General features: G+C 46.6%; 20 protein-coding genes. 8 read left to right on the top strand and 12 right to left on the bottom strand.

Annotated elements, in window-relative coordinates:
• Positions 1–641 precede the first annotated feature (641 nt).
• The 7 genes from AC1RJL_RS09415 to AC1RJL_RS09385 all read left to right on the top strand — a co-directional run bounded on the left by AC1RJL_RS09415 (position 642) and on the right by AC1RJL_RS09385 (position 8,330).
• Positions 642–1,130 (top strand): hypothetical protein, encoded by a 489-nt coding sequence (locus AC1RJL_RS09415; RefSeq protein WP_492913225.1) that lies wholly within the window; start codon positions 642–644, stop codon positions 1,128–1,130.
• A 246-nt stretch (positions 1,131–1,376) separates the two neighbouring features.
• Complete coding sequence (locus AC1RJL_RS09410; RefSeq protein ID WP_492913223.1) at positions 1,377–2,192, top strand: 3-keto-disaccharide hydrolase; 816 nt, start codon at positions 1,377–1,379, stop codon at positions 2,190–2,192.
• A gap of 79 nt (positions 2,193–2,271) precedes the next feature.
• Positions 2,272–2,754: a glutathione peroxidase gene (locus AC1RJL_RS09405; RefSeq protein ID WP_492913221.1), complete on the top strand. Its 483-nt coding sequence runs from the start codon at positions 2,272–2,274 to the stop codon at positions 2,752–2,754.
• A 39-nt stretch (positions 2,755–2,793) separates the two neighbouring features.
• The gene (locus tag AC1RJL_RS09400; protein WP_492913219.1) at positions 2,794–3,906 is read left to right on the top strand and encodes a retroviral-like aspartic protease family protein; all 1,113 of its coding nucleotides are present in this window, start codon (positions 2,794–2,796) and stop codon (positions 3,904–3,906) included.
• A gap of 36 nt (positions 3,907–3,942) precedes the next feature.
• Positions 3,943–4,548: a CPBP family intramembrane glutamic endopeptidase gene (locus tag AC1RJL_RS09395; protein WP_492913217.1), complete on the top strand. Its 606-nt coding sequence runs from the start codon at positions 3,943–3,945 to the stop codon at positions 4,546–4,548.
• A gap of 225 nt (positions 4,549–4,773) precedes the next feature.
• On the top strand, positions 4,774–6,876 hold the full coding sequence (locus AC1RJL_RS09390) for a TonB-dependent siderophore receptor (RefSeq protein WP_492913215.1): 2,103 nt from the start codon (positions 4,774–4,776) through the stop codon (positions 6,874–6,876).
• A 161-nt stretch (positions 6,877–7,037) separates the two neighbouring features.
• Positions 7,038–8,330 carry a PepSY-associated TM helix domain-containing protein gene (locus tag AC1RJL_RS09385; protein WP_492913213.1) on the top strand — a complete coding sequence of 431 codons (1,293 nt, stop codon included), beginning with the start codon at positions 7,038–7,040 and terminating at the stop codon, positions 8,328–8,330.
• Between the two features lie 206 nt (positions 8,331–8,536).
• Here AC1RJL_RS09385 and AC1RJL_RS09380 read toward each other — a convergent pair whose 3' ends face one another.
• From AC1RJL_RS09380 to AC1RJL_RS09340, 9 genes are all read right to left on the bottom strand, one after another.
• The gene (locus tag AC1RJL_RS09380) at positions 8,537–9,349 is read right to left on the bottom strand and encodes a sterol desaturase family protein (protein WP_492913211.1); all 813 of its coding nucleotides are present in this window, start codon (positions 9,347–9,349) and stop codon (positions 8,537–8,539) included.
• A 71-nt stretch (positions 9,350–9,420) separates the two neighbouring features.
• Entirely contained in the window at positions 9,421–10,596 is a 1,176-nt protein-coding gene (locus AC1RJL_RS09375; RefSeq protein WP_492913209.1) for an aromatic ring-hydroxylating oxygenase subunit alpha, read from the bottom strand.
• A gap of 97 nt (positions 10,597–10,693) precedes the next feature.
• Positions 10,694–11,434: a siderophore ferric iron reductase gene (locus AC1RJL_RS09370; protein ID WP_492913207.1), complete on the bottom strand. Its 741-nt coding sequence runs from the start codon at positions 11,432–11,434 to the stop codon at positions 10,694–10,696.
• Positions 11,428–13,305 (bottom strand): IucA/IucC family protein, encoded by a 1,878-nt coding sequence (locus tag AC1RJL_RS09365; RefSeq protein ID WP_492913205.1) that lies wholly within the window; start codon positions 13,303–13,305, stop codon positions 11,428–11,430. Before AC1RJL_RS09365 ends, AC1RJL_RS09370 begins: the two co-directional genes overlap by 7 nt.
• Complete coding sequence (locus AC1RJL_RS09360) at positions 13,286–13,867, bottom strand: GNAT family N-acetyltransferase (RefSeq protein ID WP_492913203.1); 582 nt, start codon at positions 13,865–13,867, stop codon at positions 13,286–13,288. The genes AC1RJL_RS09365 and AC1RJL_RS09360 overlap by 20 nt, the downstream gene beginning before the upstream one ends.
• Entirely contained in the window at positions 13,864–15,117 is a 1,254-nt protein-coding gene (locus AC1RJL_RS09355; protein WP_492913201.1) for an MFS transporter, read from the bottom strand. The genes AC1RJL_RS09360 and AC1RJL_RS09355 overlap by 4 nt, the downstream gene beginning before the upstream one ends.
• A complete protein-coding gene (locus tag AC1RJL_RS09350) occupies positions 15,114–16,475 on the bottom strand; it encodes a lysine N(6)-hydroxylase/L-ornithine N(5)-oxygenase family protein (protein ID WP_492913197.1) in 1,362 nt (453 codons plus the stop codon). Before AC1RJL_RS09350 ends, AC1RJL_RS09355 begins: the two co-directional genes overlap by 4 nt.
• Positions 16,476–16,943: 468 nt before the next feature.
• Complete coding sequence (locus AC1RJL_RS09345) at positions 16,944–17,489, bottom strand: PEP-CTERM sorting domain-containing protein (RefSeq protein WP_492913195.1); 546 nt, start codon at positions 17,487–17,489, stop codon at positions 16,944–16,946.
• 98 nt (positions 17,490–17,587) lie between these two features.
• Positions 17,588–20,962, bottom strand: coding sequence for a glycosyl hydrolase (locus AC1RJL_RS09340; RefSeq protein ID WP_492913194.1), 3,375 nt, complete (start codon positions 20,960–20,962; stop codon positions 17,588–17,590).
• A gap of 284 nt (positions 20,963–21,246) precedes the next feature.
• Between AC1RJL_RS09340 and AC1RJL_RS09335 the strand changes: the two genes are divergently transcribed.
• Positions 21,247–21,708 (top strand): GNAT family N-acetyltransferase, encoded by a 462-nt coding sequence (locus AC1RJL_RS09335; protein ID WP_492913193.1) that lies wholly within the window; start codon positions 21,247–21,249, stop codon positions 21,706–21,708.
• A gap of 139 nt (positions 21,709–21,847) precedes the next feature.
• Here AC1RJL_RS09335 and AC1RJL_RS09330 read toward each other — a convergent pair whose 3' ends face one another.
• The 3 genes from AC1RJL_RS09330 to AC1RJL_RS09320 form a co-directional block, all read right to left on the bottom strand.
• Positions 21,848–22,795, bottom strand: a complete 948-nt coding sequence (locus AC1RJL_RS09330; RefSeq protein WP_492913191.1) for an acyltransferase family protein — start codon at positions 22,793–22,795, stop codon at positions 21,848–21,850.
• Between the two features lie 263 nt (positions 22,796–23,058).
• Complete coding sequence (locus AC1RJL_RS09325) at positions 23,059–23,958, bottom strand: aspartyl/asparaginyl beta-hydroxylase domain-containing protein (RefSeq protein ID WP_492913189.1); 900 nt, start codon at positions 23,956–23,958, stop codon at positions 23,059–23,061.
• A gap of 167 nt (positions 23,959–24,125) precedes the next feature.
• The gene (locus AC1RJL_RS09320; protein WP_492913187.1) at positions 24,126–25,043 is read right to left on the bottom strand and encodes a response regulator; all 918 of its coding nucleotides are present in this window, start codon (positions 25,041–25,043) and stop codon (positions 24,126–24,128) included.
• Positions 25,044–25,099: the final 56 nt, after the last annotated feature.

Raw genomic sequence — 25,099 nt, 5'->3', positions numbered from 1 at the left:
CTTCATGGGTGATAAAAACCCCGGACAGTGGTGAAAAATAAATTCCGGTTAATGCACCATTCCACGCTGAAAATATCAAAGGTTTTTTCTTGCTGGCACTTTGGTTGTTCCATGCCTCAGCCGGTGTTAGTTCCTTGAGATATTGATGTGTCTGTGCGTGATTAAATAAATACTAGTTCATTATCGGCTTTGATAATGTTAGGTTTTCCGTGTTTCCTCTCGCCTTTTCAGCCCAAGCCATATGTCTGCCGCCGCCAATGGCGGTGGTGACTTCAGCATCAACATTTCCATTCGTTGTGTCATAAAAGTTGTTGTAATTTTCCGTCTCAAATTTAAATGCGTAGACAGTCAATGGAACACCTAATAATAAGCTGCGCAGTAAATTAAGTTAAGAAAAGTTCAGCTTGTGGCTGTAACTATTCATAGACACATATTTCCTTTCTTACACTTCCTTACAAATCTATGGCATTGAAATGTAAAGTCGAACCTCGTACCTGTTGTTCGTTCGCTAGGATCGCAATTGACAATTTGCTGTTTTATTTTCAGCAGTGTCATGGTTTGGCTAGCTCAGGTTATTCAATCAGGATTGCTGAAGGGGTATCGGGTAAGCCAATAAATCAACCAGAAATTGGAGATACATTATGCAGTTGAAAAAATTATTGGCGATGATTTCAATGGTAATACTTTGGGCATTTTCGCAAAGTAGTTTTGCCCTTTGTTATACGATTCCTCACACGTCCAGCTATCAGGGAACTTTTTATTTGCAAGGATTTGAAGGCGAATCGACAACTTGTCCACAATCCAATGGCAGTGGTTGGATCGAGGTATGCGCTAAACCTGCGAACCAGCCTAATGCAAGCTACAGTTTTTGCGGTTCAGGTTATGGCGTTGCCGGGAATGCATATACCAGCCTGCGATTTAATTACAACACCGCGTACGATTTTCGTGTCCGCTATCAAAAAACTGATGGGACTTTGGATGTAGTTAGCTACGGTAGTTTGTCCGGCGTTCCAAATGGGAATACAGGTGGTGGAGGGATTGGCGGTGGCCATCCTAACTGCCCGCCTTACAACCCCAATTGCACTTGTGCAGCAGGATATCCCATGGGGCATCCCGCTTGTGATTGGTAAGTTTTCGGCCACGCTAATATCTCGCAATCCTACTTAGGGTTGGGTTGTTCGAGAGGGTTATTGGTTACTCCCCCTTTAACACAATGCATGAAGAAATAACCTGAAGCCCCATTGAGTAATCAATGGGGCTTCAGGTAAAGGACTGTAATTGTCTATCTGTCTATATGGACTCGCAGTCGCGCCCAACCTAGTCTTCGCACCTGTTAAAACAACGATGCGAGTATAACAATGATGCGACAAATGATAATGAAACCACTACTTCTGGGACTTTCACTGTGCGGCCTGCTGGCCAGTAATGCGGTATTGGCTGATGAATGGAAATCCCTGTTCAACGGCAAAGACCTTACCGGATGGGAAACCTATGTGAGCTACCAGCCCGAGACCAATGAGTACAATCTGGTTTCCAAACACAAGCCGCGCGGCGTGAATAATGATCCGAAAAAAGTGTTTTCGGTTGTTGATGGTTTGCTGCGGGTATCCGGTGAGGAGTGGGGTGGTTTGACCAGCCTTGATGAATATGAAAATTTTCATTTGAAGTTCGACATTAAATGGGGCAAGAAAAAATGGCATCCACGTTTGGATGTGGTGCGCGATAGCGGCCTGCTTTACTACGCTGTTGGTCCGCATGGCGCACAAAGCGAACACTGGATGCGCAGTCACGAATTCCAGGTACAGGAAGGTGACAGCGGTGATTATCACAGCCTCGATGGTGTGATTATTGATGTGCATGCAGGTGATGCCAATCAGGGCGATTGGAAATTCTATCGTTACGATCCCAAGCTGCCACTGCGCAAAGATATTGCGGCGCGCGTGTTAAAACTCGGCAACTATGAACATCCGAGTGGTGAATGGGACACTATGGAGGTTATCGCCGATGGCAAGACGTTGATCCACAAAGTGAATGGCAAAGAGGTATTTCGCGGCTTTAATTCACGCGAAAAAGTGGATGGTAAATTCGTCCCCTTGACCCGCGGTAAATTGCAGATCCAATCGGAAGGCGCGGAAGCGTTTTATCGCAATATCCTGATTAAATCGCTGGATAAACCTGCCGCTGAATACTGATCGGCTGGGGTTGATTAAATCTCCCCATCCGTGCAGGCTGGGCTCATGCCACTTTCGCCAGCCATCTTCCAGGTGAACCATGAGCCCTTTCCATACCTTCTCCGCCCAATCCCTGAACGGAACTCCCGTTGCACTGTCTGACTACGCAGGCAAATTAGTATTGGTGGTTAATACTGCGAGCAAATGCGGATTCACCCCCCAATACGCCGGCCTTGAAGCGCTCTATAAAGAATTTGCTGATGAGGGTTTGGTGATCCTCGGTTTTCCCTGCAACCAATTTGGCAATCAGGAGCCGGGCGATGCCGCGCAAATTGCGCAGACCTGCCAAATCAATTACGGCGTGACTTTTCCTATGTTTGCCAAGGTGGATGTCAACGGCCCAAGTGCCCATCCATTATTTAGATGGCTCACAGCGGAATTGCCGGGTTGGTTGGGGCAATCCATTAAATGGAACTTCACTAAATTTTTAATCGGACGCGATGGCAAACCGATTAAACGTTTTGCGTCTATTACCAAGCCGGAAAAAATGGCCGGATTTATTCGCAAACAATTGCAATCTTAAGTTAATGCTTAATGTTTAAATCAATCTAAATCTACAATAATGATGAATACCAAAAAGACGATTTTAATTTCAGCTATCACCTTTGCACTGGGTTTTTATATCAGTGAATACCGTCATGCGCGACAGACTGGCAGCCCACCGGCGACTACCCGTGTGAATGTCGATGCCCTTCAATCCCAAGCAATCAATTCCGCTGACCTTCCTTCAATACAAATTGATCCGGAATTACAAGTCGCATCGCAGCAAGATAATTTTAGACCGAGTGCTCCCTTATCCTCCATCGAGGGTGTCAATCAATTAATTGCCAATGGTGCTTACGGTGAGGCGGTGCGCCTGCTAAATCAATTATTGGCAGGGAATCCAAAAAACACCGAGGCGCTGTGGTTGTTGGCGCGGGTGTATGAGCAGCAGGGGCAACACAAAGAATCGGTTGGAATTTGGTTCCGCTATATCAACACCGAAGTCGATGCGCAAAAAATTGACAATGCATTGGATTATTTGGCGAAATATTTAATTCGTCTCACCGACAATCCATCCATTTTCGGTGAGAGTTATGAGTGGCTCATGGCGCAATTGAATGATCTTATCAAGCTCACACCGGATAACGGCGAGTTACATTTGCAGCTCGCTAAAATGAATCTCAAAAAAGATAACAATGAGCAAGCGCAATATCATGCACTAATGGCCGCCAACCAGCCTGAAACCCGTGCGCGTGCTGAAGGAATCCTCGCCAGGCTGGATGGGGATTCTCCGGGTGATGACAATAATCCGCCAGAAATAACAGTGCCTTTAATTCGTTTTGGCAGCCAATTTTTGGTGCCGGTAAAAGTAGAAGGCGAATCGGTTAAGTTACTATTGGATACGGGCGCATCGCTCAGCGGCTTAACAGCCAACTTTATCAATCGCCATTACTCGTTGGTAAAATCACCCAAACCAATCCAATTGAATACCGCGAGCGGTTCGGTTGAAAGTTATTTGTTTGTGGTGGATACCTTTACTATCGACAATATCACCTTCAATAAACACATGCTCGCGCGTTTGCCCATGGATAACATGGACCATTTTGATGGCCTGCTAGGGGTAGATATCCTCGGCCGTTTCGATTTTGTTATCGATCAAAATAAAGCGGTATTGCACTTGCGCAAGCGGTAATAAAACCGGGTTGTAAATGGAGTTTCAGGGCAAGTAATGACAACTAACGATAATAAAATAAGTTTCGCTTACATTCTGTTTAGCCAGTTTTCTATTGTATTTATCGGCTTGGTTATTGTTATTGCGGCGGATTTGCAATGGAATTTATGGTTTGCGTCACCAGTGGTGGATTTATTGCTTGGTGTATTTGCCGCGGTGGTGACGTATGCGCTGATGTATATGGTTTACCTTTATGGTGGCGGAGTAGCTGAACAATTAACTGCCGATGTTAAAAAAATGGGACGGCATTTTATCGGTTACTCTTGGGGTAAATTGATCATCATTTCCGTCTTGGCTGGGATTGGTGAGGAGCTATTGTTTCGTATTGGATTGCAAGCCTGGTTTGCAACACATATTAATATTTATCTCGCAATTCTTCTCCCGGCGATAATTTTTGGTTTTTTGCATTTTATTTCCTTCATCTACTTTGTAGTGGCAACCCTGATCGGAATTGTGTTCGGGATTGCCTATTATTTCAGTGAAAGTGTTGTGCTCATTATGCTTTGGCATGGAGCCTACGATTTAATTGCATTGGCGGTGCTAATTAAATATCCGCATCTGATTGGCGTCAGTTTTGAGGAAGAGGCAACCTTTGCAGGGTGATTTTTAGTTTGCTTGCAGGAGCCCCTCCCGAGTTTAGGCCGAAGATTGCTTCTGTTGTTTAGCTTATCCCTGGAGGGGGCAACTCATACTATTTGCGATTTATCTCTCATCTAATAATTTCAAGATTGATTCTCATTTGCGAATGATTTAGAGTGTCATTTATCTAAACATTTCACTTATTTCCGGGTCGACTCGATTTGGAAAAAGGATTATTTGGGAGTAGTTATGCATAGTTTATCTCGTAGCGCTTTAGCTCTGTCGGTGGCAGGCGCTATTTGGAGCAGTAGTGCCTATGCTCAAACCAGCCAGCAATCGGGTAAATCTAACAAAGATTCCAACAAAGGCGATGTTGAAACTGTTTACGTTTATGGCGAGGCCGATAAAACAAAAACAGCGACCAAGCTGAACCTGACAGTACTGGAAACACCTCAAGTGGTATCGGTTGTTTCCCGTGATCAAATCGAAGACTTCTCCCTGCGGGAGATCAATTCACTGTTAGCTTACGTTCCCGGTGTCACGGTCGAGCAGGTGGAAACCGGCCGTACTTATTACACTGCGCGCGGCTTTGACATTGTTAACTTTCAATACGATGGTATGGGTGCTCCCTTTTCTTATGGCTTGGGCCATGGTCATGACGACACCGCCATTTATGAGCAGGTGGAAGTGGTGAAAGGCGCGACCGGCCTAATCACTGGCCTCGCCAATCCCTCGGCGACTATTAACTATTTGCGCAAACGTCCGACGGAAGATCTGCGTGTGTCGGTTGCCGGTTCCGGCGGGAGTTGGAATCAATACCGGGTGGATGGCGATATTTCCGGGCCGATAATTGCGGACAAACTCAATGGACGCCTGGTTGTCGCCAAGCAGGATGGCGATTCCTATCTGGATCGTTACGGCAAAGAATTGACTGTCTTCTACAGTATTGTCAGCGGCGCGATCACTGATACCACGCGCTTTACCCTGGGTCACAGTATCAATGACAGCCACAGTGATGGTAATTCATCCGGTGCCTTGCCACTGTTTTACAGCGATGGCTCCCTGACTGATTATGATGTGTCCACTAATACGGCACCGGACTGGGCCTATCAGGATGTGGAACAAACCCGCACCTTTGTTGAGCTGGAACAGGACTTGGGTACGAATTGGATGGCGAAAGCTGTTTACACCCGCAATGACCTGGACAGTGAGTGGACGTCTCTTTATTTGGCGGGTGCGCCTGACCCTCTTACTGAAGAGGGATTGTTGGCACATGCCAGTTTCTATGAGGCTGCAGACAAAGAGGAAATTGTTGACCTCTTTGTGAGCGGATCTTTTTCGCTGTTGGGACAAGAGCATGAATTGGTAGCAGGGGTTAACCTGGCGGACATCACCCTGACCGGACGTTCCATTTATACCGACGAATGGAATTACAATCCTGTCGGTGCGGCTTGGGCCGAAGGGAAAACAGCATTGCCTGAATTTGATGTCTACGATGCCGCAACCCAGTCTACCTACATCGATCAGAAGCAAGATTCCTATTACGTATCCACCCGCCTGAACCTCACTGACGAGTTTTCGGTGCTCTTGGGCGCACGTACGGTTGATATCAAGCAAGATGGTATTAGTTACGGTGCACCGCAGGCTGCGTCGGACAAAGAAACCGTTCCCTATGCTGGTATTACTTATGAAGTGCTGCAGGGCACCATGCTCTATGCCAGCTATAGCGAAGTGTTCAACGCCCAGACCTGGGTTAACGCCGAGCTGCTCCCATTAGGTGCGGTACGTGGCGAGAGTTCGGAAGTTGGTGTTAAACAAGAGGTTTTTGACGGGAGTGCGGTTCTCACCTTGGCATACTTTGAATCCACCCAGGAGAACTTTGGTGAATGGGTGACCCGTGATACCGCATCCGGTTTAAATATCTATCGGGGTGTCGGGTTTGAAAGTAATGGATTTGAAATGGAGTTGGCCGGTGAAGTGCTTACCGGCCTGAATATCAGTGCCGGCTACACTCACGTTGGGGTTGAAAATGATAATGGCGACAAGACTCGTCGTTTTATTCCAACCCACCAGTTTAAGCTGGCCACAGCTTACAACCTGGTTGCAGTGCCGGGTGTACGTATAGGTGCGGGTATTAACTGGCAGAGTGAAATCTATTACGGTGACACCCAGGTACAGGGTGATTATGCGCTGGTGGATCTCTTTGCCCGGTATGCCCTGACGACAAACCTGACCTTAGCGCTGAATGTAAACAATGTCGGGGATGAAAAATATCTGTTGAGTCCGCAGTGGGGGCAGGCCAATTATGGCGCTCCCCGCAACGTAACTGGCTCTATTACCTGGCGCTATTAATTAAATGGCAGGGTAATTACCGGCAACAAATAAACAAGGCACTGACAGGGAAAGCTGCAGTGCCTTGATGTCATTTCCCGGGCCCAAACAATAACAGTGTAGACCCGGCACAAAGAGACCTCTGGATACACTGGGCATCTCGCAACCAAGGAGACAAACGTATGCGTGCATTTTTTACATTGCTTCACCGTTATTTCGGACTCACGATCGCGGGATTTCTGGTCATTACCGGGTTGACCGGCGCTATTATTTCCTGGGATCACGAGTTGGATGATTGGCTTAATCCGCACTTGCTGGAAACCACCACTACTGGCAGCCCAATGAGCGCGACAACCCTGGCTGAACAAGTGGAGCAGCAATACCCCCAGGTGCAGGTAACTTATTATGAGCTGGCGGTCGAACCCGGACACTCCTATTACTATTGGGTAGAACCCAGGGTTAATCCCGAAACCGGTAAGCTGTATGAGCCCGGATTTAACCAGGTTTATGTCGACCCCGTTTCCGGTGAGATTTTGGGTAAAAGGGAGTGGGGCGCCGTTTGGCCTATCACTACCGAAAACTTCGTCTCCTTTCTCTACAAATTACATTTTAGTCTGCACATTCCCGAATTTATGGGTACCGACCATTGGGGACTTTGGTTGCTTGGTGTGATTGCACTTACCTGGACAATCGATTGCTTTATCGGGTTTTACCTGACCCTGCCAAAGCGCCAGCGCAATACCCAAACGCGTTCGTCGATAAATACCGACAGCAGCAGTTATTGGCAACGGTGGAAGCCTGCGTGGAAAATTCGCTGGAGCGGTGGCCCAACTAAATTGAATTTTGACCTGCATCGAGCCTTCGGCCTGTGGACATGGGTGTTGCTGTTTGTCATTGCCTTCACCGGCTTTTCCCTGAATCTGTACCGGGAAGTGTTTTTCCCCGTCATGTCCATGATGTCCGATGTGACCCCAACCCCTATCGATCAACGCACCCCCTCAGGTCACGACAACCCCATCGAACCCCGTTATGGTTTTGCCCAGGCCATTGCGTTAGGGCAGCAAGCGGGCGCAGGGAAGGGCTGGTCGCAACCGGTAAATAGCATCTGGTATGCGCGGGAATTTGGCATATACCGAATTGAGTTTTTTACTGCCGAAGAGGGGCACGGTGCTGGCGGTGTCGGGCATAAAGCTGTATTCCTGGATGCCAAAAATGGCGAATTACTCGGCGACTTTACCCCTTGGAGAGGTACCGCCGCGGATCTCTTTGTACAAGCCCAATTCCCCTTGCACTCAGGGCGCATTCTGGGCCTGCCAGGGCGAATTCTGGTTTCTGTCATGGGGCTGGTTATTGCGATGCTGAGTATTACCGGTGTGATTATCTGGCACAAAAGATACAAGGCCCGCGTGCGCAGTGCGCAAAAAGCTCAGCAGGAAGCAACGGCAGCGGCGGAGTTGCCTGTGGGAATACAGTAGTCATTAGTCCATCCATCCCCAGCCCGGTAAGCCTTTGGGAAACGGTTTATCGGGCTGGCAATCCAACGCAATGCAGCATCGGGGGTGGCCAATTTCACGACATGCTCCGATTAGAAAACCTGCCATACATCCTAAACTCACTTATCAAATTAATTCACGGTTAATTAGTATTTAGTGAACACTGAAATTTTTGTATTAATAATCCATTAACCATGAATCTTTAGGTTTTCTTTTTGATTATTTGCAGCTTTGGCTGTATCTGTTTTCGGTGGTGGAAATCCAAATAACAAACGCAAGTTAGTATTTTTATAATTGAGGCCACTAGGCGCATCCTCAGGTACAGATGCTGGATCTGTATAGGTGCCAAATAACCTATCCCAAACAAAAATTTGTGCAAAATTAGAATCTGAGTATTTTCTTGCAACACTGTGATGAACCATATGGTATCTCGGTGTTACAAAGAGCAGTTCTATATATTGTTCGTAGGGAATGCGCATATTTGAATGGATAAAATGTTGCGATAGCGTAAAAAAAATAAGAAAAAATATACCTAAATCTATAAATTGCTCAAAAGAAATAAATGCGGCAAAGATAGTCGAGGGGATTATTCTTATAATAATTTGACCGGGAGACGTTCTGAGGCCGGAAATCCAATAAATAACTTTTGGAGCGTGGTGCCAGGCATGTTGATGCCAAAACCAGGTGGTATGCAGTGCCCTGTGCATCCAATAGTCCAAAAGATCTATAAGCACTATGTACACCAGAACGAGTATCCAGAAAGGAGTGCTCATGATGAGCTCGCGAGCTGATAGGATCCAGCTATAACTTGAGAGCCAACCTTGCAGTGGAATGGCAATAGCTGCTGCGATGACTATAAAAAAAATCCGCGGGCTTATAGCGCCGATTAAATCCCATACCAAATCCGTTTTTTGTTCCGTTTTTCGTGCGGGATGCAAGAATAATGCTATGCCCTGGATAAAAAATCCCAAGCCTATTAAGGCCAGTAATTCTATAAACATATTCATCTCCACAATAAACAAATCGTTGTTGTCCTGAGTGAATCAATTCAGTTGCTACTTCATCGCTGTTGTCACTTCATCAACGCTCTGTACCATCCGTGAAAGTGACGAATACCATCTTCCATGGGCGTTTGGTAAGGCCCCGCTTCATTTACGCCGAGTCGATACAGCGCCCGCCGTCCGGCATCGATACGCTCGGCAATTTCATCGTCTTCAAGAGCGGTTTCCATGTAGGCTTTTCGGTGGGATTCTGCGAGGCTTGGATTTTCTTCCAGCAATTTTTTCGGATAATAAAACTCCACAACATTCAAGGTGCTGTGCACAGACTTCGGATATAACGTGGACAATACCAGTGCGTAAGGAAAAACTTCGATCATGTGCGTTGGATAATACGTTGCCCAGATTGCGCCGAACTCGGGTGTTAATCCCTCGTTATAGGAAAGTAAGTCGCTGTGCCAGGTCTTATAGGCTTCTGTGCCCGCACGATTCAGGTTGGAGGTAACGCCAATCCGCTGCACGCTAAACCAGTCACCGTAATTCCATTTCAAACCTTTGCTGTTAACGTAACGGCTCAGCCCCGGGTGAAATGCGGCGATGTGATAATCATCGTTATAAATTTCAAGAAAAGTTTTCCAGTTGTAGGCGCAAGAATGCGGCTCCACATGTCCCAACACATAATCGTTGAAGTCGAATTCCGGCATGGCAAACAGAGTGGCCATATCTGCTGCGGGGTTGCGTTTTCCCTCGAACAGTAAACCGGACACATTGCTTAACGGGAACCGTTGTAAATTGGCGCAAGGTTGCTTTGCAAATTTCGGTGCGTTCAACAGTTTTCCGGTTTGATCGTAACTCCAGGCATGTATCGGACAAAAAATACGATTACTGGTCGACTCCAATGTTCCCCGGCGAATATTGGCAGGGTCCGGGGTACCGCCCAACATAATAGCTTGCCGGTGTCGACAAACATTGGAAATAAGTTCGATCCCATGTTCGTGCCTGAGCAGTACGCGTGAATTCTCCTCGTGAGGTAATGCGTACCAGTCGCCGATGTTGGGAACCATGGCTTCATGACCCACATATGTTGATGCGCGGGAAAATATCTTTTCCTGCTCTTCGCGGAATATTTCTTCTGAACAATATGCTTCGATGGGCAGGGCTAACTGCTCCTCAGGAGTGAACCATATATCGTTGTAACTTGCGGAATATCGATCCAGATTATCCAATAGTTTGTACATCGACCTGCCCATGGATTGTTTCCCCTATTGTGCAAATAATTGTTGCCTGTACTGTGCAATAAATCCGCTGTAATGCGGTTGACCCTTAGCGCAGAAAAACTGGTCACATTCAGGTCGATGCTTGACTCAATCGCTTTAATCGTTCATCTATCGTCTGGCGGGGACAAACATCACAGGGGTTGCGGCCATGGCACAAATACCTGAAACAACAGTTTTTTTTATCCAACGCCAAACGAGATTCACCCGTCATATTTTTATAGCGGATAAACCCGGCGGCTCCTTGTAGCCCCATGGTCGTTAACCATAAATCACCCAGCTCCTCCATGGCATCGACACGTTTTGGATACACCATAAGCAATGCCGACAAAACGCAATCCGCTACCACGCGATCCGCATTTTTTCTGGTGATGTCTGCTGACTCTCGCCAACAGCTATACACTGTGCGACAACCGTTTATAAGATCTTCCGCCATCCGTTGAACGCAATCACTGAGTTCCCCTTGTTTAAACTGGCAGCGCTTGAATAAAACACCTGAGGGAATTCCCGATAGAGGAAAATCCTGGCCCATCTCGTTTAACGGCAATATCATCTGGCACTTATGCGCCGCAATGACCGCCAGATAAATCGGCTGCCAGATCAATAGTCCCCAGCCGCGTGATCTCCAATATCGAGCGCCTGCTTCCGGATATTGCATGCTCAAATACCTATGCAGGTGCTCAATATTTACCGCGCTAACTTCACTCCAGGCATTCCAGTCGGATGACTCAGAATCGACATGTATCGCGCATTCGGGAAGCAGCTCATTGACTTCATCCTTCAGGCGCGACAACAACGCCGCGGATCTCAGCATGCCACTTCTTTCTCTCGATAAACCGTCAGCTTTTCTTCTGCAAATTGCGCCACCGGATTGCTCAGCGGTTCTGCCATAATCAGGCTGGAAGCCGGGTCGGCAAGATTGATCATTTGCAAATTATTTTTAAGTTGTAAGCGGTTCAAACAGGAGTGCATGAATGTCGGCGCAAAAAAATCATAACGCTGGAATTTATGCGCTAATTCCGGATGTCGTGCCTGGTAATTTTTTGCGCATTGCGCCACCAATCGCCAATACTGCTCTTCCTCAATGGTGCCGCTTTCTTCCAGAATGTGTGACATAAACCGGAATACACCGTCGAACACATCGATAAAAATGCCGAGCAGTTTGTAATCTTCCGGTACGTCCACCACCATCCGCGCGGCATCTTCGGGAACTTTGGCATCCTTATTTAAAATGACACATTCTTCCGCCAGATCCTTCATGAACACCCGCTTCGGAATATATCCGTCGAGCACCACAATCAGATTTTCGCAGTGCGGCATAAACACTAAATCGTGCGCATAAAAGCAATGCAAAAGCGGCTGCAAGAACGCATCGAAATATTGTGTTAACCAGCTCTCGGGCGATAAGCCTGAACGGTTTATTAATTCCGCGATCAGCGCGTTACCGTCATAATCCGTATGCAACAGCGCCGTCATGGTCATCAGTCGTTCGTTGCCTTTCAGCAGTGGAATAGGGCTCTCTCGCCAAAGTCCGGAGAACATTTTTTTGTAGGGGCTGTCTTTGGTGAGCGCGGATTCGTAGTAATAATTTCTGAAGCCGATTGAAGCGATTTCACGCAGAATGGAAAATCCCAGCTGATTCAGGGTTTTATCGTTCGCAATAATGTCTTGCAACACAGTGTTAATCGCCGGCGTTCCTTTCATATAGTAAGGGGAAAGGCCGCGCATAAATCCCATGTTCAAAATAGAGAGCGAGGTTTTTACATAACTCTTTTCAGTATTCGATTTATTGAAATAGGTTCGGATGGATTGCTGGGCTACATAGTCGTCCGTACTGATTCCCAGCGGAACAATTTTTCTGTTCGCCACGTAGGAAGCAAACGCAATACTTAACTTGGTATACCACTGCCAGGGATGCGCCGGCATAAAATAATAGTCGTCGCTGTTTAAGCCCATGGCGACCAGTTTGTTAACGTAATTGTCAAACAGCTCCGCGCCGATTTCGCGCTTGATAAAACTGTAATATTCAAGGTCCTTTACGCAGGCAAATTTTGCGTGATCCCGATGTACCGCCAGCCAGATAATATTGAAAGCACTGCCGGTTTCCGGTGCATAAGCGTGGTAATCATAAGCATCAAATCCTATTCGTCCGTTGTTGGCGACAAAACCGGGATGCCCTTCAGTCATGGACGATTCGAATGTTTGGTAATCCGCATCAACCAACTCGCTGCAGGGAATAGGTGAATGCCGCATTTTATAAGCGGCACCGTACAAGGTGCTGCTGATTTCATCGAGGTAAATAGGCAGCTTTTCTTCGGCTATGCCGAGCGTTCGCTTGAAATCATTAATTAACACCAAAGCATCTAAATTAATCGATTTTCCATCTTGATTACCCAAGGGTTTCTCTATCACCCGCTCAATGGATTCTTTCGCTATTCGCCAGTGCCGCAGGTACATTTTCTTCGCCTTGAAAAAGTAACTGCAATTGGATTCGTCTGCTTGAACCTGATAAAGCGCCCATCCACCATCCATGCTTTCAATTAATGTGGGTGTGAAGATTTGCTCGTGGCTGAATTCGCTCAGCGCTTTACAAACCAGGTGGCGATTTGCACTGGCCCAAGCCTCCGGTGACAAATGGGCGACCGCAGATTCCGGTTGATAATAATTAAATTGATTCACTGGCATTTACCCTCTGTAGTGTGTTTATAAAATTTTCCTTTGAACAAAATCCCAGGCTGGCCTGCTTTTTCTGCAACTGAATAGTGCCGTCATAATGGAAACCGACAAATGCATTCAGCTTGTGTACCTTGTCATTTCTCACATCCGGTTCAACAACTACTCGCTTGGCCTTTTTCTGATAAAACAGAAACGCCATAATGTGGCGCAGCACATCGCGGGTGAATCCGGGAATAGGTTTTTCAGTAGCTGGGCCAACCATAAAGTGCATACCAATATCGCCCGGTTTAACGGGATAATGCTCACCGAGTTCATCGCGGTCCGGCCAGTAGCTCTCCATCAAAAAAGCAGGACGGTTTTTATAGAATCCGAGATAAACCTCCATGCAATTTCCATTTTGTATCTCGCTATAAATCTGCCGGGCTTCTTCAAGGGAAGTATTCTGCATATTCCAGAACGCGGCATAGTCCATCAGGAACCACGAATGAAGCGTTGCGATATCTTTCTCTACATCCAGTAAGCGGATGTCTATCCATGGGTTCAGGCCAAGTTCTTCAACGTAGTTATTCATCCTTCCTCCAGCACCAACTGTTTCGGTTGATAGGTATTACTCGCTGCCAGCCCACGTTGGTGATGCTTGTCAACGCCAAACAGGCGTCGGTCGATAATAGCGGTGAAAATAAATCCACCGGCGGCCAACGCAAACGACATAGGCACACCGATCCAACTGACGATGTACCCTGCGGCGAAAGACGCCAACAGAACGCCGAGATTCTGGAAGAAATTGGTGACTGCAAAATCGCGGTCGTAAAAAGCTGGCTGGCTGATACGAAATAAAGTGACTTCCAGCTTGACGACAACTTGAAACAAGCTCCACCCATAAAGACAACGACCAATAAGTACGAGCAAGGGAGACGATGATCCTTGCAACAGCAAACCGGTCGCACCGATGAGCAGGTTCACCGCGGTATGGTCCAGGTTGCGAAATTTATTTTTCAGAAACGATTTATTGATGATCAGGCCGACGATGGCCACCATGCCCGGTATCGCAAAAACAATTCCGGTAATGGTCTGGTTGCCGGAGGCGTAAATCGATTCCCAATAGACGGAAAAGAATGGTCGCACAAGATAGGCGCTCATATCGAACAACAACATCAGGCCACTGAGCTTTGCCAATGCGATCCAGGCACCGGCAGGGCGGGTCAACTTTTCACTTTTTTCCACTCGTGTTTTGTCATTACTTGTTTTGGCTTTCTCTTTATTTGTTTTGGAGTAGTTGCCGGAAAAAATAAGGAACAAGCAAATTCCCATTTGCACGAAATCTCCCGCCGACATCAGGTACATACTTGCCTCGGGGCCAAGATGTTCCAATGCGGAACCGCCGACAGAAGCACCGAAAATCGCACCTACATGGACTACAACAGCCACCATGCCAATGACCAAGCCATGATTTTCGGTTTTTTCTTCACGCATTAGGTACGGGAACAGCAACAGATAACTCGCCTTCATAATAAACATCAGCATTGTCAGCACCCAATACACCTGAACAGTCGGTGCATGCGCACTGGCAATAGCCAGCGATCCCGCCAAAAATTGTGTTATCCATAACAGGTGAAGCGTTTCAATTCGGCGCGTGAGCTTCGCCCAAAAGGGTAGTGCGCACATTACCGCAATCGAAATGGCTGCTATGTAGGCACCCACATGCACAGGGTTGGTAAGGCCATAGCGCATTTCAAAAAATTGCGGATAAAACGCGATGAGAATAGAGTCGCTGATAACCCCGCAAGCGGACATTATCAGGATGGCAATTCGTAGGGTCATCGGGACACTCCGTTACCCATAGGCTCCCAACCGGATTCTTTTCCTGGCTTAAAACTCTGGAATGCAAATCGGTTTTCAACCGGATAAATATCCCGGCCGGTAATTTCCCGGAGTATGCGGCTGTTGCGGTAACAGGACATACCCAGATCCTGGTTGATCAAACCATGGCTTTCAAAACCTGCGTTCTGGATAAAAATTTCCCGCCCGTGAATATCCACCGACCAGTTTTCCTTTTGCAGGTATTTACCCTGTTCATCGCGTTCGATACGGTCGAAAACACCTTCCATAAACGCGGGGACTTCGTATTTGTGGCCGCTTGAGAGAACCAAACCGTCGGTGTGAGTCTGATAGTGTTCACCGGTCTGGGTGTGCATGAATTGCAGAAAAAAACCATTCGTGTTGCTAGCGGAGCGATGATTGGAGTTGTTATCTGGCTCAACATTCATCAGGTTCATGCAGGGCATTAATTGTACTTGCGGTAAATTGCTGTGCCGGCTCGTATCCAGGAAGTCGTAAATTTCATCGAGTAGCGATTGGTTCGCGCCGCAGTAAACACTTTTTTGTTCTTCAATAATTTTTTGTTTTGTGGGCTTATCTAATGCATGAAAATAGGTGCCGTAATCGCCGCACAAAATTTCCAGTGTCAGCTTTGCTGTTTCCATCTGGAAAAATCTGGGCGCGCGCGTTACCCAGTCAAGTTGATAACCACATTTTTCGCTGTCCTTGAGCAAGTCGTAAAATATTTCTGCGCCACTTTGCCCGCCACCGATAACCGTTATTTTTTTCTTCTTTTGCAACTCCGGTTTATTTTTCAGGTAATGTGATGAATGCAATTCGATTCCACGGGAAACAGAGCGAAAGCAATCGGGAACGCGCGGCTTCATGCCGACACCGACAACCAGTTTTTTTGCCAGGAAACTAAACGGTTTTTTATGTTTGGTTTCGATCCCCGTCACCTGATAAACGCGCTGCTCCGGGTTATAAACCACTTGCTCGACATGGTGGTTAAAACGAATATTGTCCAACCGGGAAACTGCCCACTGGCAATATCTGTTGTATTCCTGCCGCTCCAGATAAAAGTTTTCGCGAACAAAAAAATTAAAAAGGCTCCCTTGTTGCTTTCGATAATTTAAATAGCTGAAAGGGTTTGTAGGATCTGCCATGGAAACCAGATCCGCGAGAAAGGGGCTTTGCAAGGTAACGCCATCAATCAACATCCCTGGATGCCAATTAAATTCCTCTTCTTTATCCAGGAAAACGCAACGCAAATCGGTAAGTGCTGAAGACAGGCATGCAAGCCCCAGGTTAAATGGCCCCACACCCACGGCGACAAAATCATAGACGGCATCGTTATTCATTGTTGTCCCTTACCAGACGATTATAGTTAATTGTTGAATGCAAATGATTATAATAATGATTCGTATTTAATTATGTTATGCACTGTAAAATCGGAATGCTAGAGATTTAAACGCCGCACTCTTATTAATGGCGTATAAAGTTTCGGCTTTTGCAACTACCGCATTTTGGCTATTTAGATGAAGGTGGAGATGAGGGGGAAGCTTTGGTGCGTGGAGCAGGGGTTCTTACGACCAGAATTGTGACGCGCAATTGATGGGATATCTGGGTTGCGATGATACCTACGTGAAGCGAGGTTCTGTATATTTGGGTACAGGCATTAATCAGAATTAATTGTTAATTATTTTAACGATATTTTTATTGATAATAACTTATGCCAAAAGTTATCTATAATCGGGAGACTAAATTTCTCTGGTTAATAAAAAAGCCGCATGTAAATGCAGCTTTTTTTATACGCGGGAACCAGGATTTTATTTGCAGTGCTTTCTGCGGCCCAGAACCAAACCTAATAGGCCAAGGCTTAATAAAATAATCGATGAGGATTCCGGTACGTCAGCAGTAACTGCATCGCGTACATACCAGGTTTCGTGTTGTGCTTCCCAGTTTATATACTCACCATTAGTGAGTAAGCCACCCGCAGCATCACTCAAATCGATATGGTTGTAGTTGCTCCAGTATTCGGAGGCAAAACGATAGAGTGAATGATCACTAAAGCCGGAGACTGGGTCAATTGTTGCATTACCGATGATGAAATCTGTCCAGTCAGGACGTGAAGCCCACTCTTCTTCTGTGGCATAACGCCAACCTTCAGCTGCACGATACTCGGGGGTTTCCAGGTTGCCCGGGCCAAAATATTCTGTAGGAATAGGGCCTGCATAAACCCAATCCAAACCATTAAAGTTCAATAAAATATTTTCTTTTGGGATGACAGTTGATGCATCGATAATAACGGCGCCAGCTTGGGTACTCAGCATTAGGCTAGCTGCTAACGTGAGTGCAGTGAGAACTTTTTTCATGATAAATATCCGTGTATGAGTGTTGTAATTTATTTTCGCTATGCCGCAGTTGAGATATCAACTGCGGCATCTCTTTTTTTAAATCGGATAAAGCAATTTTACAGCTTGGTAATCCGCAACCAGTTAATACTCCAACCACCCTGCTGTGCATAAATACCGACATTAAATGTGCCTGCATTGACGTTGACGATTTGACTAACAGTGGTGAAATTACCCCAGTCACCAGTGGCAGGAATAATCGCATTACCCAGCACAATTGAACCGCCGTTTAAGTCGAGTGAAAGCAGTGAGCCGGTTGGACTGGCTACGCGATATTCCACCAAATAATTACCGGTAGCCGGGAAGGTGATGTTGGTAAATGCCATCCAATCACCTGCGTCAATTGCACCTACAACCTGGCCACCGCCGACATCGGTAGTGCTGAACAATTCAAGGCCAGACATAAACGCAAAACTTTCTGCTTCGATGTGTTGACTGAATGCAGCAACTGAACTTGCACTGGATGAACTGCCCGCCGGGGTGCTGGATGCAGCACTGGAAGAGGCAACAGAACCGCTCAGGATAAATTCAGCCCAAGGCGTATCTATCGCGCCAATTTCCTGTGCAACAGTCATGAAATATTTCACGGTTGCACCCGCAGGCAATCCGGTTAAATCGTAGGTATTGGAATTATCCGCGTTATGCGTCATGCGGATATTTTGTTGGCCGCCGCCATTCACGATGAAATGAATATCCGCCCAAGCTGCATTGTTGGCAAAAAATTTCACGCTATTTTCAGTGACAATTACGTGGCCATAATTTCCATTAGCCACAGAAGAGCTGGAGCCTTGCGAGCTGGCAGGTACAACCGAACTGCTGCTTGCTACTGCGCTACTGGTGGTAGCAGAGCTGGTTGTTGCAACTGAGCCAGGTGCGGTTGAACTGCTTGCCTTGGATGAAGTGATGCTGTTGGTTATCGAACTTGCAAGGCTACTGTTTGATGAGTTGGTAGCTGGAGTGCAGCTGGTAGAGGTCGGCAAACTATCCGGTGTGTCGCCAGTGCGTTTTACGCGGAAACTTCTCTCGGGTACATTCAAGGTCATGCCGTCGGAGAACACAATGTATTGCGGGCTGCAACCATAGTTGTAGGCGATGTAGGTCAAGCTGCCATTTTTATTAAATGCAACAGCGGTAGGACTGGTTGCAGTCAATGAACCTGTACCTGTCGCAAGATGACCTAATTGTTTGAGCGTGTGTACCCAGTGGTACGTGTGAGCTTTGGTTTCGCCTGCTTCCGGAATGTAATTAAATCCGTAGGTATTCATATCTTCGACTGCAGCCTGGCCATCAGCCATCGCCCAAATATTCCACCAGACATCGCGCCATTGGTCATTAACCAAACCGGATGGTTTGCCGTTGCTTGATTCAGCCATACCCAGCTCAACATATTTATCCAGATAATCAGCATGCTGGCCGATATGGAATACCAATGGGCTAAGCGGTAATCCCTGGATGCCTAAAATGTGCGCATAAGCACCGCTGAACCAGGTGGAGAAAACATGGCCGTTGCCCCAAATAATGGAGGTGGTCATTTTCGGATAAGCAGTATCAAAGTTATCGTAATCGCCGCTTAATCTACGGAAACGATCAAGGTTGTTCCAATATTCCCAATACGCCGCAGTTGATGATGCGTGTAAATAAATACCGCGTTCAGTGAGTGCGCGGTTGTTGGTGATTTGTCCGTACAATACGATTGCGCCGTAAGCGTTGGCTGCTTCAGAAGTGGATTCGTTATTATTACCTAACACAAAATTGGCGTGGCCTGATGCCCATGAGAAACCATAAGCCGGATCAAAGTTGCGCAGGTAAGGGAAGAGTGCATCATCGCGCGGTGCGGCGTAATCGCGAATTAACAATTCCACCATTGGACCGTAATGAGTAGCGCTACACCAACTGGCATCGACGCGGCAAATTTCTGCGGCGGCGCGAACAAAATAACCATAGTGGAAATGGTGATCATTTAATTGTTGTTGCGCACCAAAGGATTCATCGTAACCGAGCAAGGTATTCCAGTTGCTGTCGTAAGAAAAATATTTGGTGGTGTCGACAGTGCCGTTGGTGTTTGCGCGGAACCAGTCTTGCAATTCACCTTTCAACCAATTGATTAATTGATCTGCTTCCGCAGTCATGCCAATTGAGCGTGCAATAGCGGCAAGCTCTGCGACTTTGCCGTAATTTTTACCGGCCCAGTAGGTATCGGTTTTATCATTCCACGCCGCTGGACCCTGGCTTACAAATTCGGTCACAAACGCTTGCAATTGGCTGGAATCGTAATCGCCGATATTTTCCGGCAAGTAAGGCAGTACGCCAACGAATGGAATGGTGTAACTAAAATTGTTGGTTACAGCAAATTTGGTAACGCCGCGCGCGCTGCGTACTTTGTAGTTGCTCACCGGTTGAGTGGAGTTTTTCCAGGCCATCGGCAGCATGCCGGCCATGGTGGTGACCGCTGCATTATTGAATTGATATTTGTGCGTTACAGTTACTTTGCTGGTGGTGCGGTTAACGGCGTAAGTGATGTTTACTTTGTCCACGCGCTGTGTTGCGTATTGCGCAAAATCCTGGATCATCGCCGTTGCAGGAATTCCGGATACTTGCGGTAACAGCGTTACCGTCATGCGCCTGCTGGTGTTGTTTACACCGATGGTGGCGCTGTTGATACCGCTAAACGTTGTTGCATCGTGACCAGTGATCAGGAAGTTGTTGTGGTTGCCCGCAACATTGGTCCACACACCAATGGTATTTCCGTTTTGATAAAAAATACCTTTCTCACCACCATCGACGGCTTTAGTACGCAGCTGCAAGTTGCCTTTTAATGCAGTGAAATAAGCATAGGGCGAGCCATGTACGAAGGTGGCTTCCATCACTGGTGTGCTGCCGCTGTTCCATTGCACGGTGACCGAACCATCGCTGTAATCCTTGAGGTAGGCTTCAAGATTGTTGTAATCCGTATTGCCCACCGCGATCCCATCAAACACTTCATTGAATGGATCGGGAATTGAATATTGGGTTGCGGTAGGACTGGTACGCAGTCCGCCAGGAATTCCCAAAATGCGTACGCCGCGCTCGGTAATGCGGGCGGTCATGGGGTCGGGCGTGATGTAGCCTGCGCCGTTAGGATCGCCGACTTTCATTTCTCCCATAAAGGAGATCGAACCCCACCAGCGGTGGGTCATGGTATGTTTCCCGGTAGCCGGTGCCACTTTTTGGGGATAAATAGGAGCGGGCGCGCCGATTGGGCTGCAGCTGCTTACCCCCGGCTTTACGATGCCCGCGTTGTAAATCCAGTTGCCGTGGTCGACGGCACATTTATAGCCAGCAGGGTTGGCGGCATCGGTAATATTCCCCGCTCCATAGTGGGTGATCGTGGCGGAGCAGGCAGGTGCGAGCACGACTGCCCCCCATACGAGTAAGGCATTCTTTAGCATTTTCATGATGAGTCCCAGTGTTATTGTTAGATAGGGTGTTGCTTGTGGGCGGTTGGCAGAGTGAGCTTTGGCCGACGTGCCACCCTAAAGCAGGGTGTCGGTAAAATCGTCCCAAGTTGAAAATAAAGTCAATGTGGGAGGGTTCACTTTATGGAATATAAAGAGTGAAACTCCTTTATCCAAGAAATAAGCCTGAGAACATTTCTGCTTATGCTTTCGTCGGACAATACTTCTTAACGTACAGTGATCGGTAGATAATGCCGCCCTCTGGATTATCAGGATAAACCCCAATGAAGATCATCAACCTTGCGCTTGCACCCGAACACATTCCCACCATTGCCGCTTGGCATCATGCCCAATGGGGTTATTTAAATCCGGGCGGAACGGTGGCAATCCGCATCGAAAAAATGCAACGCTATTTAAAAGGTGCAGCCATACCCGCGATGTATATCTGTGTTGATGGAAAGCAAGTGGTAGGTACGGCAGCATTGGTGGAAAGCGATATGGACAGCCATCCGGAGTTATCACCCTGGTTGGCGAGCGTCTATGTAAATCCGGATTACCGCCATCGTGGATTTGGCACAGCGCTGGTCAAGCGTGTTGTCAGTGAAGCCCAAGCGCTTGGGCATAGCCCGCTCTATCTCTTCACACCTGACCGGAAAACATTTTATGAAGGGCTGGGCTGGACATTTATCGCTCATGAGTCCTATCGCGGCGGCAATGCTACCTTGATGAAGATTGAATCCACCTGATACCAACTGTTGTGGCTGTATGGCAAATTAATCAATAAGGAACTGAATCATGGGAGGCGTTATTCCGGGATAACGGAAGACCATAACGATTTTATTGCCCGGTAACTAACGGGTTTGCTCAATATCCAGCAGGCCAGGTTCAGAGAATGAACCTGGCCTTTTTATTAATGGCGATAAGGAAATAGGCAGCAGCAACAGATAACGCAATAACAACCAGCGTAAACAGTGTTGCCTGTGTAGCCAATAGGCCGGCCAACGGCAGGAGAAAAAGTGGGTGCACAAAATAAATAGCAGTTGCGTAGAGCGCAATATTTTTAGTGTTGCTGAATAGGTTGATGTGCATAAATAAAATAAACAGGGCGGGGCACAATATGATCAACGAAAAGAAATTATCAAAACCACCATCCCGACCTGGTGCTGCGTAATTAAAATAGATTTCAACTGACAGTAAAACTACGCCAATGGCAGTCAATACTTTTGCGGCGGTGAATGATATCAGTGTATGAATGTTGTGTTTATGGATGAGATAACCGCTGCAGAAAAAGGGAAGCGAAAAAAACAACGCATTCCGATGAACAAAATTGATATTGATAATCTTATCCAACCGTGCATTTTCAACAATGTGATAATTTCCCGCATATTGAATAATCACACCTATTAAATAAATGGCAATGCTAATAAAAATCAGCATGGGTGAATTAAATCGGCGGATGACGAGAAGCATAAATGCCGCTCCTATCATTCCTGCGACGTACCAAAGGTGATAATAACCGACAACAATTTGGATGAAAAACATCTTGAGCGATAGCTCGGTCGGTTTAAACCAGAATACCGAGTAAACAATCATCCAGAAGCAATATAATAACAGGCATCTTTTAAACCAGAGTGCAGTCTTGTTGTTCTCCAGGGTTTGATAAAAATAAAAACCGCTGATTAATAAGAAAACCGGCACTGCAATTCTGAATATGCCAAACGCAGTGAAGTAGGACCAGGCTGCGCTGAAATCGCGTAAAAATTCGGTGTGTATTCCCACCACCATAAAAGCCATTGATAACTTCAAAATATCAAGTGCGATATTTCTGTCCAAGGAAGTTCCCTCCACTAGTTGAACCGACGAATTCGATGCTGCAAAAAATACCATGCGCTTCGTAGCTCGCATGTTTTATGCCAAGATGTGGTAGGCATGGCCGGAACAATGTTAATGGGATGCTATTTTACGGTATGAAAGTTATGTGCCGGCAAATGAGTGTTATTTTTGGTGACACTATTTCAGAATGGTGATCCTGGTCTGTTTTGGCAGAATAAAAAAAGGCAGCTCATTAGAGCTGCCTTTTCAGTTATGCAAATTGACTAGAAGAAAATCCAATAAATCAGTGCGAGGTAGAGGCTGTATTGCAATACATAATAGAAAGGCTTGTTGAACGCTTTGATTTTTTTACCTAGTATGCGCACTTGATACAGATAACCGAATGCGCGGTTTAAAAAACCGACTTTATCGCCATCGATATTTTTAGTGGCGGAACCGGCGACAACCAGACGTGAAAATATCTCATTAAACCAGTCAACGATTACAAAATCGACCGGACGTTTAATGTCCAGAAAAAAAATAATCCGATTTTGGTCAGTTTTGTTTTCCGCATAATGGATGAAGGTTTCATCAAACATAACCGCTTCGCCATCGCGCCAGGAATATTTTTGTCCATCAACAGAAATGTAACAATCATCTGAGTTAGGAGTGATTAATCCCAAGTGATAGCGCAAAGAACCCGCATAAGGATCGCGGTGTTTGGTCAGGCGTGCACCGGGCGGCAACATGGTAAACATCGCACCTTTAACATTGGGTACCTGATTAATCAGTGCCAACGTTTTCGGGCAAAGTTGCTCTGCCGATTTTAGATTGGCACCATACCATTTCAGGTAAAAACGTTTCCAGCCAGTGCGGAAAAAAGAATTAAACCCGAGATCATCCAAATCTTTGGAGGCTTTAATCTGGGCGGCGTTATCCAGGTTGATGGCTTCATCGCGAATTATTTCCCAATTGTCCTGAAATATTTTCAGTTCGGGAAACTGGTTTACGTCGAGGTAGACAGATTGGGTATGCCTGGAGAAAAAATAAAACAGGCAGTTGATCGGAGCGAGAAGGTTGGAGTGGTCGGTTAATTTGCGGGTGAATCGGTCATGCTGGACAGCGCCTCTATTTTGTACATAGATGGCCGCTATTATGAAAATACCCAGAATAAATAATCCCATAGGTAAGGCTCCTGAACATCGTAATAATCGCGCGTACGATAATCACCGCCATGGGTAAATTCAATATTCCAACTGGTAAATTTTAGTAACTAATGACATTCGTCAATACCCTTTATAACCCATTCCAATGATATGGCTAAATAATCGATTTTTTGTGTGCTGAAAGATCAAGCTTTACTCAGGCATTTGATGGCAACAGCCGCAGCAGAGGTTCTGTTTTCAACGCCCAGTTTCTTGAATATCTGTTCTAAATGTTTATTGACGGTGCGCGGGCTCATTTCCAGAATTTGGCCAATTTCGCGGTTGGTTTTACCATTGGCAATCCATACCAGCACGTCGGCCTCCCGTCCGGTCACAGAAAATTGTTGTTTTAGTGAATATGTATCATTTGCCGGTTTATGTGGATTGGTCAGGCGTAACAAATATTCTTTGCCGTCGATCAAGTTCAACATTTCCACCTTGAGCTCCTGCGTGAGTTGTTGCAAAGGCAATTGTCGACCTGCTTCGGGTTTGTGACTGATCCACTCGCGCAATTGTTGCTCAGTGGTGGGGGTGAGGGCGATTGAATCGGAGGTGGCACCGGCACCATCAAGCAGTTGGTAAACCTGGGGTGTTGCCCAGACCAGTTGGCCATGTAAATCAATAGTAAATAGATATTGGCCGGCAGTATCCAGGGCTGCGCGAGCGCTTTGGGTAATGCGGGCGTTGGCAAGGTGCACCCGCATGCGCGCAATTAATTCATCGGGGTTGATAGGCTTGGTCACATAATCCACACCACCTGCGTTTAATCCCATCACCACATGTTCGGTGTCACTCAAGCCAGTCATAAAAATAATCGGCACATCGGCAAGTTGTGGATTGAGTTTTAATTGCCTACAAGTTTCAAAACCATCCATGTTCGGCATGATAGCGTCGAGCAAAATAATATCCGGGCGAATATTTTTGGTAATCGTGAGCGCTTGCGCACCTTCCAGTGCTACCAATACGGTGAAGTTTGATTCTTCCAGTACATCGTTGAGCATATGAATACTGTCGATGGCATCATCTACTACCAATACAATTTGTGATGGTGTTTTAGTGTTCATTGCAATAGCTCTTCTATTGGTGTATGGCTGTTGTACCTGGCTACTAGCGCTTACCT

It is taken from the genome of Cellvibrio sp. GW822-FHT04B05 (genome assembly GCF_058800985.1).
Note: the sequence above shows the minus strand (reverse complement) of the source record. Positions and strands in the feature narration are given on the sequence as shown.